We start from the raw sequence: 11,386 nt of genomic DNA on the forward strand, positions 1-11,386 counted from the left end.
CGGGTTTTGTTCTATGGCATGTCGGGGCTGGGCAAGACCCACCTTTCGACCATGCTGCGCGGTTCAGGCGACTGGTTTCACTATTCCATCGATTATCGCATCGGCACGCGCTATATGGGCGAACTCATTGCTGACAATGCCAAGGCACAGGCAATGAAGGTGCCCTTTTTGCGGAACCTGTTGTTGACCGACTCGATCTACATCGGGTCGAACATCACGTTTGACAATCTCGCCCCGGTCTCGACCTATCTGGGCAAGCCCGGCGATCCCACGAAAGGCGGCTTGCCAATCGACGAATACCGCCTGCGGCAAGAACAATTCCGCCGCGCCGAAATCGCAGCGCTTGAGGACACGGCGCATTTCATCGCCCGCGCCGAGGCGCTCTATGGCTACCCGAATTTCGTCTGCGATACCGGCGGGTCGATTTGTGAATGGGTGGATGGCAACGACCCGGACGACCCGCTTTTGCTGGAACTGTCAAAGCACTGCCTGCTGATCTACCTGAAAGGGTCGGACGCACATACCCAGGAATTGATCCGTCGCTTCGACCGCGCGCCCAAGCCCATGGCGTATCAACCCGAATTCCTTGACGCGGCATGGAACGATTACCTTTCGGAAACAGGCAGCGCCCCCGACAAGGTCGACCCGGATGCCTTCATCCGCTGGACCTATGCGCGGGCCCTGGCCCACCGCCAGCCACGCTATGATGCCATGGCGGACTGGGGTATCACATTGACCGCTGACGAGGTGTCGGGCGTTGAAACCGCCGAGCAATTCGAGACTCTGGTGGCCACCGCGCTTGAGCGGCGCGCCTAAAACCCTATCTCATCGGAAACCGCGAAAGACCTGACCAATGCCCATCAAGATTCCGGAAAACCTGCCTGCCTATGACGTGCTCACGCGCGAAGGCGTCATGGTCATGTCCGAGGATCAGGCCTCGCGGCAGGACATCCGCCCCCTGCGCATCGGGCTTCTCAACCTGATGCCCAAGAAAATCCAGACCGAGAACCAGTTCGCCCGCCTGATCGGGGCCACTCCGCTCCAGATCGAGTTGAGCCTCATCCGAATGACCGAGCACCGCACGCGCAACACGGCCGCCGACCACATGAAGAGCTTTTATCGGCCCTTCGACGAGGTCGAGGCCTCAGGCGAAAAATTCGATGGTCTGGTCATCACCGGCGCCCCGATCGAGCACCTGGATTTTCCGGATGTCACCTATTGGGATGAATTGCGCCGGGTGTTCGACTGGACCCAGACGCATGTTCAATCGACCTTTGGCGTTTGCTGGGGTGGTATGGCGATGATCAACCACTTTCACGGCGTCAAGAAACACATGCTGCACCAAAAGGCTTTTGGCTGCTTCCGGCATCGCAATATGGAACCCGCCTCGCCCTACTTGCGAGGGTTCTCGGATGATTGCGTCATCCCCGTCAGCCGCTGGACAGAAATGCGCAAGGACGAGATTGAAAACCAACCCGGCCTGAAAATTCTCCTGCACAGCGACGAGGTCGGCCCGTGCCTTGTGGAAGACAAAGCCCATCGCGCGCTCTATATCTTCAATCACTTGGAATACGACAGCGACACCCTGAAACAGGAGTATGACCGCGACGTGGCCAATGCCACCCCGATCAACGTGCCTTGCAACTACTACCCCGAAGATGACCCGAGCCGCCCACCGCAAAACCGCTGGCGCAGCCACGCGCATCTTCTCTATGGCAACTGGATCAACGAAATCTACCAGTCCACACCGTTCGACCTGAATGCCATTGGCCGTTAAAATCCTTCTCGCCTGCCTGCTGTCACTGGCGCTGCTCTGGGCCTTTGTCCAGCACCGCGCGCGCCAGCATGAAGCCCGCGCCGAGGCAGAATTCCCCCCCCAAGGGCAATTCCTTCAGGTGGAAGGCCACCGTGTCCACGCCCTTACCATGGGGGATGGTCCGGATCTGGTTTTGATTCATGGTGCCAGCGGCAACATCCGTGACATGACGCACAGCCTCGCCCCACGCTTGGCTGAACGCTATCGCGTCACAATCTTCGATCGCCCCGGGCTGGGTTACACCGACCGGATCGGGCGCTCCGGCGCCACGATCCGCCAACAGGCTGAATTGCTGGCCGCCGCTGCCCGGCAATTGGGTGTCGAAGCCCCGATCGTGCTGGGCCATTCCTACGGTGGCGCCGTGGCGCTTGCCTGGGCCGTGCATGAACCACAATACATCTCGGCCTTGGTACCACTATCTTCGCCCTCGCACCCTTGGGACAGCCCGCTATCGACCTACTACAAGGTTCTGTCTCACCCGGTTTTGGGTCCTCTGGTCATCCCCTTTCTCACAGCCTTCGTTCACGACGAACGCGTGGAGCGCGAAGTGGCCAGCATCTTTGCCCCCAACAGCGTGCCAGACGGCTATATCGACCATATAGGCGCGGCCCTGACACTGCGTCGCAAAACGCTGCGGGCAAACGCGCTGCAACGTGCCAATCTTCTGTCGGAAATCGAAGCGCTGACACAGTCCTACGAACGGATCCAAGTTCCACTGGAAGTCGTGCATGGCACGGCCGATACGACCGTTGGCTTGACAATTCACGCCGAGCCTCTGGAGCAACGTGTTCCCACTGCCGATCTGACGCGCCTGCCCGGTGTTGGCCATATGCCTCATCACGTTGCGCAAGACGCTGTCGTTGAAGCGATTGACCGAGCGGCTCAGCGTGCCGGATTGCACCCCGGCAAGTAAGCCGCCATAGTCGTGTCTGATACAGGAGAGGCCCATGGATCTGCCATTCGACGGTGCAATCACCAAGTTCTACGAAGAAGACGCGCCCAAAGACATCCGCAACGCCATCAAGCGCGCGGAAAAAGGTGATATTCTCGATCCCGATTATCCACACTCCGAACGCTTGCCCCGCAAGCACTACGAAAAAGATCTTGAGGCGCTGCAAGTCGAACTGGTGAAATTGCAAGCATGGGCCAAAGAAACCGGCGCGCGCATAGCGATCGTTTTCGAAGGTCGGGACGCCGCCGGAAAAGGCGGGACAATCAAACGCTTCCGGGAGTATCTTAATCCTCGTGGCGCACGTGTCGTCGCCTTGCCAAAACCATCGGACACCGAACAAACCCAATGGTATTTCCAACGCTACACAGATCACCTGCCGGCCGGAGGCGAGATCGTGTTTTACGATCGCAGTTGGTACAACCGAGGCGTCGTGGAGAAGGTCTTTGACTTCTGCACTGACGATCAGCGCGAGCATTTCTTTGCCCAGGTCCCGGATTTCGAAAGAATGCTCGTCGACGACGGCATCCATCTCTTCAAATTCTGGCTCAACGTGGGCCGCGCCGAGCAGTTGCGCCGCTTCCTGAAACGCGAGGGCAGCCCCCTCAAACAATGGAAACTCAGCTGGATCGACGTCGAAGGTCTCAAGAAATGGGATGACTATTCCGCCGCCATCAAGGAAACCCTGGACCGGTCCCATACCGATCACGCCCCTTGGACGGTCATCCGGTCCGACGACAAGCGCCGCGCCCGGACCGAGGCAATCCGCCATGTATTGCGCCATATCGATTACGCTCGAAAAGACACGAAATCCCTTGGCAAGCCCGATACCGCTGTCTGCGCAGGCCCAGAGATCTGGGATGCCTAAGCGCGGTTATCATCACGGCAATCTAAAGCAGGCGCTTGTCGAGGCTGCCTTGCAACTCATCGAGGCCAAAGGCCCCACCGGCTTCACACTCTCCGAAGCCGCGAAACAGGCCGGCGTGACCCCTGCCGCCGTCTACCGCCATTTTGCTGGGCGCGACGACCTCATCGCCGAAGCCGCACGCCAAGGCTACGTCATTTTTGCCGATGTGATGCAATACGCCTATGACCAAGGCCAACCCTCGGCTCTGGCCAGCTTTGAGGCCACGGGCCGCGCCTATTTGGCCTTCGCCCGCAAATATCCGGGTCACTACATGGCCATGTTCGAAAGTGCCATATCCGTCAATCGCACGCCCGAACTGGCCCAAATCGCCAACAAGGCGCGCGCCGTTCTGGAACGCGCCGCAAATGACCTAAGCCAACACATCCCCGAAGACAAGCGCCCGCCAGCAGCGATGTTCAGCGCCCATGTCTGGGCGCTGTCGCACGGTGTCGTGGAACTCTTCGCCCGTAACTCACCCGGCACTCAATCCCCCTTCCCGCCCGAAGACCTGCTGGAATCCGGCATCGGGATCTATCTGCGCGGTCTCGGCCTTTTGCCGCCCGATAATAATCACTGAAAGCGAAGATGACGCTGCAAGGTTTGGGTTAAGACCGGCGCGATCAGGGCAGCCCCGTTCGGTAGAATGTGGTCGGAGTCTTTGTAGAAAATCCTATTGTTGCCAAACCACCGCAAAGCGTCACCTTGCAAGAAAGGTTTATCCAAGCTCACAACGTGAACCCCATTCTCCTCTAACCCAAGGATCATATCACGCACCGGCCCTTGCATCGCTTCGTGATCCGCCGCAGATAAGAATGTGCTTTGCATGGCTTGCAAAGCCTCATCCTTTGGGGCCCCGGACAACAAAACTCGTTCCAACACAAACTGAGGGATGGCCTTTTGTTCCGGAAGCTGCTGAACCACAAATACCGCAACACCCGCCTGACGATAGTAGGCAACGGTCCGCTCAAACGATACTCTCAATGTCTCCAGCGCGTCATTGGCATTTTGTGGCGGCTCTAAACCCGGAATATGCATGGCAAACCGCAAATTAGGGCCATCATACCCCCCTCCGCCATAGAGCGACCAACGCCCAAACAAGACGACCGCACTGACACCACTATCGACAACCGCCTCAGCATGCTGCTTCACCAATTCACGGCACCGCCCACTGTCCACCAATCTGTTCTTTGAGACCCCATTCAAAAGCGGCGGACAGGCCGGAAGCGCCGCGGCCAAAACTTTGGCCCCAAGCTTTTCAGAAACATGTTCAAACGCGCTTAAAGCAGCCAATCCATGGCTATCGCCCAACACGGCCAAGCTGAAAGGCGCATCTTTCTTTCCAAAAGCGTGACACAGGCTGCTGATACCAAAGGTACCGTCATCTTTAACGGTACAATTTCCCAAATTGCCGCCCTTGGAAATATCCTCCATCATGGCCTCGAAAATGGGCGCGGCACTACGGTCCATACGTGACTTGAAGCCTTGGGTACCCATACCAACCGCGCCGATAACGGCAAAAAGGAATATCCCTGCAGCACTTGTTAAAAACAATGTCCGGCGCTGCGGAAAAAGTGGCATTTCCCTGTTGCGGAAAGGAAGTTCCACGAACCTCCAAGTCAACCAGGCCAATCCCAACGATACGAAAACCAGACCCGCCATGACCTCAGGTGCCGGATGCCCTAGGGTCCAAAGCCGGGCAAATGCAAAGGCCGGTTGATGCCACAGATACGCACTGTAGGAAATCAGGCCAATACCCACGAGCGGAGAGAACGACAAGAGGCGGGCAGTAAGTGTTCCATCTCCTGCAAAAAGAATAATCAAGACCGTCCCCACGACCGGCACCAATGTATAAACCGACGGAAACGGGATAACATCATCGAAAACGAAGACCGCGAAGATAATCAGGCCCAGCCCAAGCAATCCAAGAAAATCATTCCGCATAACGGATCTTCCTGACAGGATCACCGCGCAGATGGATCCGGCAAGAAGCTCCCAGAACCGCGAAAACGTGAAAAAGAAGTTTTCCTCAGGATGATTTCGCCATCCCCATTCACTTAGGAGCAACGACAGCACCGCAAGGATAAGAAACACCAAAAAATAGCGGTTTTTCTTGAAGGCCCCAAGACAAATGAGAACCAAGGGAAATAGCAGATAGAACTGCTCTTCGACCGCCAAGCTCCATGTATGCAAGAGCGGCTGCATTTCCGCATCCAAGGCGAAATAGCCGGTTTTTTCCCAAAAATGTACATTCGATAGGAAGAGCGCGGCAAAAGCCATGCTTCGCGCGAAATCCTCCATCATATACGGCGGCATCCGCAGCCACGCCAAGGGCACACATGCCGCCATGACGACAAACAAGGCTGGAAGAATCCGGCGCGCACGGCGCTCATAAAAGTGCCAGATCGAATAACTACCGTTCTCGCGTTCACTGATAAGAATGCTGGTGATCAAATATCCGGAGATAACAAAAAAAACGTCCACACCGACGTATCCGCCACCAAAGACGCTCAGCCCGGCGTGAAAGAGTATGACAGGGATCACGGCAACAGCGCGCAGGCCGTCGATTTCTCGCCTATACCTCATGAATATTCCATCAAATTTTATCAGTAACCTCTGCTCAAGACGATTTAAGACACATATTCAAGCAGTTTTTGTGTGCTGGCATCCCTTCCACACGCAAAAAGGGCCGCCCATTAGGCAGCCCTTTCCAAACCGATATAAAGCAGCACTTAACGCTTCGAGAACTGGAAGCTCCGGCGCGCTTTGCGGCGACCGAATTTTTTCCGTTCCACCACGCGGCTGTCACGGGTCAGGAAGCCTGCGGCCTTCAGCGGCGCGCGCAGTGACGGGTCGAAAAGCTGCAGTGCTTTCGAGATGCCGTGCTTGACTGCACCAGCCTGACCCGACAAGCCACCGCCTTTGACGGTCGCCATCACGTCGAACTGATCTTCCACACCGGCCACGGTAAAGGGCTGACGCAGGATCATTTGCAGAACCGGGCGGGCAAAGTACTTGTTGAGTTCTTTACCGTTCACCTCGACCTTGCCCGATCCGGGCTTGATCCAGACGCGGGCCACCGCGTCCTTCCGCTTGCCGGTAGCATAGGAGCGGCCCAACTCGTCACGAACGGGCTCACGCGGGGTTTCGGTTTCGGCCTCGACGGGCGCGCCACCTTCGGCGACGGCTTCCAGACCTTCGAGCGATTTGATTTCTTCAGCCATCAGTAAGCCACCCGCGTGTTCTTGGAGTTCTTGTTCTTGACGTCCAGCACCTCGGGGCTTTGCGCCTCATGAGGATGCTCGCCGCCGGCATAGACGCGCAGGTTGGTCATCTGCTTGCGGGCCAGACGGTTGCCAGGAAGCATCCGCTTGACAGCTTGCATGACCACACGCTCGGGGTGATCCCCTTCAAGGATCTGGCCGGTGGTGCGAGACTTGATTCCGCCCGGGTACCCAGTGTGCCAGTAATTCTCTTTGTCACGCTTTTTGCCGGTCACCTGGACCTTGTCGGCATTGATGACGATCACGTTGTCGCCCATGTCCATGTTTGGCGTGAACGAGGCCTTGTGCTTACCGCGCAGGCGCATGGCGATGATCGACGCAAGGCGGCCCAGAACAACGCCTTCAGCGTCGATCAGGATCCATTTCTTGTCGATATCTGCCGGAGTCGCAGAAAATGTTTTCATATCAGGGAGATCCCTTGGTTTGACGTAAAACAGGGCGCGGAACCCGCCCCTGTATTGGATGGCGCGGTTATAAACACGTGGCGCGACAGGTCAAGCGCGCATAGCGCTAATTAACACTGCATATTCAATGACTTGTAATTTAGGTATTATTTTACCCCACTTCGGAGAGCTAAAACACTCCGATCGGATCATTCCGCCTTGGGTGCGCGGCGGGGTTGTGGGCGCGTGGGAATTTCCTTGAGCAATCCGCCCACCCCCATGCGCGCCATGTCCTCCGGCGCAATCGGCACGCCACAGGCCACCCGCGCCAAGACCCAATCAGCCCCATGGAGCACCGGCGAGCGCGCACTGCCCGGCAGACCAATCACCGGCCGCCCCTGCAAGTTCCCCAGAAACAAAAGGTTGCCCGGATCAACCGGCAGGCCGAAGCGTTGCACCTGCCCACCGGCCAGCCGCAACGCGGCGGGCGCGGTATCGGCAGGGTCCGAGGTGGCCGAGGCGGTGAGGATCAGGACGATATCGCCTTTAGCCTGCGCAATCGTCTCGGCCAGCGCCGCCTCGTCATGGTCACAGCGCAGGGTCTCAATCATCTGCATACCCAGGCCATCCACCCGACGCTCCACCGCCTCAATGCCCTTGTCACCGGGACTTCCGGGAATGTCGGTCAGGATCAGGCTGGCGCTCTGGTGCACCGGTCGGGCATATCGGATGGCCGCCGTCGCGGCCTCCACCGCTTGGTCCAAATGTCCCTCCGACACCCCGTAGGAAATCATCTTGACCGTCGCAGCCATGCCTCCCGCCGCCAGTTGATGGAATGGCGCAACCGTCGCCACGGTAATCATCGGGTCCACCATATTGGCCGCATGAATCCGCGCTTCATTCAAAAGCACCAGACCGGGGCCATCGGCGATCACGTTCACCCGGCCCGTAAATGGCGCGGTCAGGTGAACGCCCTCGGCCCCCCCGGCCAGAGCCTCGGCCAAGGCCAGCGCCGCCGCGTCCTCGTGCACATCATCCGGCTCAAGCCGGGCGACGATCACCTCCCCCTCGCCCGCCGCCTTCAACGCCTCCAGATGCGCGGGTTCAAGGAGCAACCCCTTGCGCAATCGCCCGTCGGGCAGCTTCATAGAATGGGCCAAAATCGCCCCCTCGGCCTCCTCAACGGGCACGGGGCCGAACTTCATGCGCCTTTCCTCAAAACCTGCGTGGCCTCGGCCAGAATACTCACCGCAATCTCCGACGGCCCCGCCGCACCAATATCAAGGCCCACGGGGCCATGGATGCGGGCGATCTGATCGGCGGTAAATCCCTTTTCCTCCAACCGCGCCACACGTTTGGCGTGGGTCCGCGACGAGCCCAAGGCACCGATGTAGAACACATCGCTCGCCAGCGCCTGCTCCAAGGCCGGATCATCCAACTTGGGGTCATGGGTCAACAGCACAAGCGCCGTGCGCTGATCCAATCCAAAAGCCTGCACCCCCTCGTCCGGCCAATCGTGCAGTATGGTTTCGTTCGGAAACCGCGCCTCGCTGCCGAAACTCTCACGCGGGTCGATGAGAAGCGGATCATAGCCCGCGATCCGCGCCATCGGCACAAGCGCCTGCGCGATGTGCACTGCCCCCACGATAATCATCCGCAAAGGCGGGTTGTGAATGGCCACGAAGGTCTCGCCATCGTCTTCGAACCCGGACCGATCCATGCGGAAGCGATTGGCATAGCCTTCTTTGACCAAGCGCCGCTCGGCCTCCACTCCGGTTATATAGGCCACGGGAATGCGCGACTCGCGTGCCAGCACCAGATCTTCCAGAACCTCCACCGGCATGACCGAGCCGATGGGCTCCACCAAAACCCGGATCGTGCCACCACAAGCCAAGCCCACGGCGAAGGCATCCCCATCGCTCACGCCATATTCCAGCATCACGGGCTTGCCGTCCTCAATGGCATCCAACGCCTCGGCCACCACGGCCCCTTCGACACAGCCGCCCGAAACCGAACCCTCGATCTCGCCCTCGCCGGATATCGCCAGCTGGCTGCCCACCCGGCGTGGCGCGCTGCCCCATGTCTCGACAACCGTGGCCAAGGCCGCACCCTTGCCGGCGCGATGCCACGCAAGGGCGGTTTCGGGAATATCGTCAAATCGCTGTTGCATCTCTGCCTCCCCTGCGCCGCAGTATGCGGGTAGCTAGGGCGCGGTACAAATGGAAATGACCGCGACTTTGGTCGCGGCCAAGGCGCTTCGAAGCGCCTTGTCGCAAGCGCCTTCGAAGGCGCTTTACACGTGTTTTATAAACACGTGATCCAAGGCCTTTCGAAAGGCCTTGGACCATAGACAGGCAGCCGTTTTTTACTCAGCGGGGGCCACGGCCTCGCCCATACCGCGCAGGCGTTCGGGCAGGGCAAAGGCGATGACCACAAAGACCAACCCCATCACGATTCCCAGAACATCACCCGAGATATTTAGAAACGCCGGATAATCGGTGCCCGGCACCGCTCCAAGGGTCAGCTTTTCCCCCTCCAGCATCCCGGTGGCTTTCCAGGCTGGGTAAGTCACCATGTAGGCCGCCGCGCCCAACAAGCCGCCGGCGATGAAAAACAGCGCGTCCTTGCGCCCCGAGGCCGCAGCACATACCCCCGTGCCCGGACAATAACCCGCCGCGGCCCAACCCGCGCCCAGCATCAGACCACCGATGAAGACACCCACATAAGCGGTTTTCACGCTCATATGGCCCACCTCCACAAGGCCCAGCATTTGACCGCCGAACATCAGGACCGACCCTGTGCCAATGGCAAGCAAAATGGTTTTCATCAGGTGCAGGTTGGTCAAGGTCAGCATCTTGCCAATCCAATTTGGGTTGGTGGCCCCGATCCGGTCCAACACCGCCCCAAAGGCGGCACCGATGACGATAGCGAGAACAATCGAACTCATGGCTTAACCCTCCTTCCGGTAAAGCAGCATCGCGGTGGGAATGGCAGCGGCAAAGGCCCCGGCCGCAAAGATGTAGCCCGAGATCGCGGTCTGCATCATCCCGCTCATCATATGGCCCGAGGTGCAGCCCCCGGCCAGCCGCGCGCCGTAAAGCACGATGAAGCCACCCAGAAAGGCCACCGCATAGCGTTTCATCGGCGTATCGCCATAGTTGGCGTACCAGATCGCGGGTAAGCGGCGCTCATCCACGCCAACACCACCGCGCGCCATCGCCGAGAGGAAGGCCCCCAGCGCCATGGCCAGCACGAAAACGAAGCTGTAGTTCAAAGGGTTCGCGGCATTCTTGGCATATTTGCCGCCCGATTTCGCCAGATATGCGTTGCTCGAGGTATAGCCGTCATCCGTTTGGGTGATCAGTTCAGGGTTCACCGTATTGCCGACGATGGCATCAAGGATCACGAACTGCGTACTGACCCCGATGGGTTTGACCAGCAGCACGGCCCCGAAGAACACCAAGCCAAGCAAAAGCCCGCCCAGTTTCCAGTTGAGTGTCATGATATGTCCTTCCGCGGATATTTCTGGGAGAGCACATATATCAAATTCGGAATGTTTTGTTTGATTTCGATCAATAGGACCGGTCAGCCGTTCATCGCCGCCATCAATCGTGCCTTTTCACCCATGTCATCGGCATTGGATATGGCAATTGCCAATTCCTCCAGCGTGGCGATGGAATGCACCGCGCGGAAGGCGTCCACATGCGGCAACATGGCCTTGATCCCCGTCGCCTTGGGGGCGAAACCTTCCCATCTTAGCAAGGGGTTAAGCCAGATCAGGCGGCGCGAAGACAGGTGCAGCCGCTCCACCTCTTTTTCCAAAGGCGCAGCTTCGCCCCGGTCCAGCCCATCGGTAATCAGCAAAACAACCGCCCCCTGCCCCATAACCCGGCGCGACCAATCGCGGTTGAAGGCGTGCAGGCAATCGCCGATCCGGGTGCCGCCTTCCCAATCCTGCGCCTCCTTGCCGGCAGCGGCCAGCGCGGTGTCTACGTCGCGAGTCGCCAGATGGCGGGTGATATTGGTCAACCGCGTGCCAAAGGTGAAGGC

General features: G+C 58.7%; 13 protein-coding genes. 5 read left to right on the top strand and 8 right to left on the bottom strand.

Annotated features, from left to right (window positions below):
• The 5 genes from QZ498_RS16520 to QZ498_RS16540 all read left to right on the top strand — a co-directional run.
• On the top strand, positions 1-816 hold an 816-nt coding region (locus QZ498_RS16520), incomplete at its 5' end, for an ATPase (protein ID WP_294624224.1).
• A gap of 37 nt (positions 817-853) precedes the next feature.
• Positions 854-1,777 carry a homoserine O-succinyltransferase gene (gene metA, locus QZ498_RS16525; RefSeq protein WP_294624226.1) on the top strand — a complete coding sequence of 308 codons (924 nt, stop codon included), beginning with the start codon at positions 854-856 and terminating at the stop codon, positions 1,775-1,777.
• A complete protein-coding gene (locus tag QZ498_RS16530) occupies positions 1,761-2,729 on the top strand; it encodes an alpha/beta hydrolase (protein WP_294624228.1) in 969 nt (322 codons plus the stop codon). The genes metA and QZ498_RS16530 overlap by 17 nt, the downstream gene beginning before the upstream one ends.
• Before the next feature lie 34 nt (positions 2,730-2,763).
• On the top strand, positions 2,764-3,633 hold the full coding sequence (ppk2, locus tag QZ498_RS16535; protein WP_294624230.1) for a polyphosphate kinase 2: 870 nt from the start codon (positions 2,764-2,766) through the stop codon (positions 3,631-3,633).
• Entirely contained in the window at positions 3,626-4,249 is a 624-nt protein-coding gene (locus QZ498_RS16540; RefSeq protein ID WP_294624232.1) for a TetR/AcrR family transcriptional regulator, read from the top strand. Before ppk2 ends, QZ498_RS16540 begins: the two co-directional genes overlap by 8 nt.
• On the opposite strand, the gene QZ498_RS16545 is transcribed toward QZ498_RS16540, so the two are convergent.
• From QZ498_RS16545 to QZ498_RS16580, 8 genes are all read right to left on the bottom strand, one after another.
• Entirely contained in the window at positions 4,243-6,255 is a 2,013-nt protein-coding gene (locus tag QZ498_RS16545) for an acyltransferase family protein (RefSeq protein WP_294624234.1), read from the bottom strand. The two genes, QZ498_RS16540 and QZ498_RS16545, sit on opposite strands and share 7 nt — an antisense overlap.
• A gap of 146 nt (positions 6,256-6,401) precedes the next feature.
• Complete coding sequence (rpsI, locus tag QZ498_RS16550) at positions 6,402-6,893, bottom strand: 30S ribosomal protein S9 (RefSeq protein ID WP_294624236.1); 492 nt, start codon at positions 6,891-6,893, stop codon at positions 6,402-6,404.
• Positions 6,893-7,357, bottom strand: a complete 465-nt coding sequence (rplM, locus tag QZ498_RS16555) for a 50S ribosomal protein L13 (RefSeq protein ID WP_294624238.1) — start codon at positions 7,355-7,357, stop codon at positions 6,893-6,895. Before rplM ends, rpsI begins: the two co-directional genes overlap by 1 nt.
• Positions 7,358-7,545: 188 nt before the next feature.
• Complete coding sequence (locus tag QZ498_RS16560; protein ID WP_294624240.1) at positions 7,546-8,541, bottom strand: molybdopterin-binding protein; 996 nt, start codon at positions 8,539-8,541, stop codon at positions 7,546-7,548.
• Positions 8,538-9,506: an XdhC family protein gene (locus QZ498_RS16565; protein ID WP_294624242.1), complete on the bottom strand. Its 969-nt coding sequence runs from the start codon at positions 9,504-9,506 to the stop codon at positions 8,538-8,540. Before QZ498_RS16565 ends, QZ498_RS16560 begins: the two co-directional genes overlap by 4 nt.
• A 195-nt stretch (positions 9,507-9,701) precedes the next feature.
• Positions 9,702-10,283, bottom strand: a complete 582-nt coding sequence (locus QZ498_RS16570; RefSeq protein ID WP_294624244.1) for a YeeE/YedE thiosulfate transporter family protein — start codon at positions 10,281-10,283, stop codon at positions 9,702-9,704.
• Positions 10,284-10,286: 3 nt separating this feature from the next.
• Complete coding sequence (locus QZ498_RS16575; RefSeq protein ID WP_294624246.1) at positions 10,287-10,838, bottom strand: YeeE/YedE thiosulfate transporter family protein; 552 nt, start codon at positions 10,836-10,838, stop codon at positions 10,287-10,289.
• An 83-nt stretch (positions 10,839-10,921) separates the two neighbouring features.
• Positions 10,922-11,386: VWA domain-containing protein (locus tag QZ498_RS16580; RefSeq protein ID WP_294624248.1), on the bottom strand; the 465-nt coding region annotated here is incomplete at its 5' end.

The sequence above is a fragment of the uncultured Roseovarius sp. genome (assembly GCF_913057115.1).
Classification (GTDB): Bacteria; Pseudomonadota; Alphaproteobacteria; order Rhodobacterales; family Rhodobacteraceae; genus Roseovarius.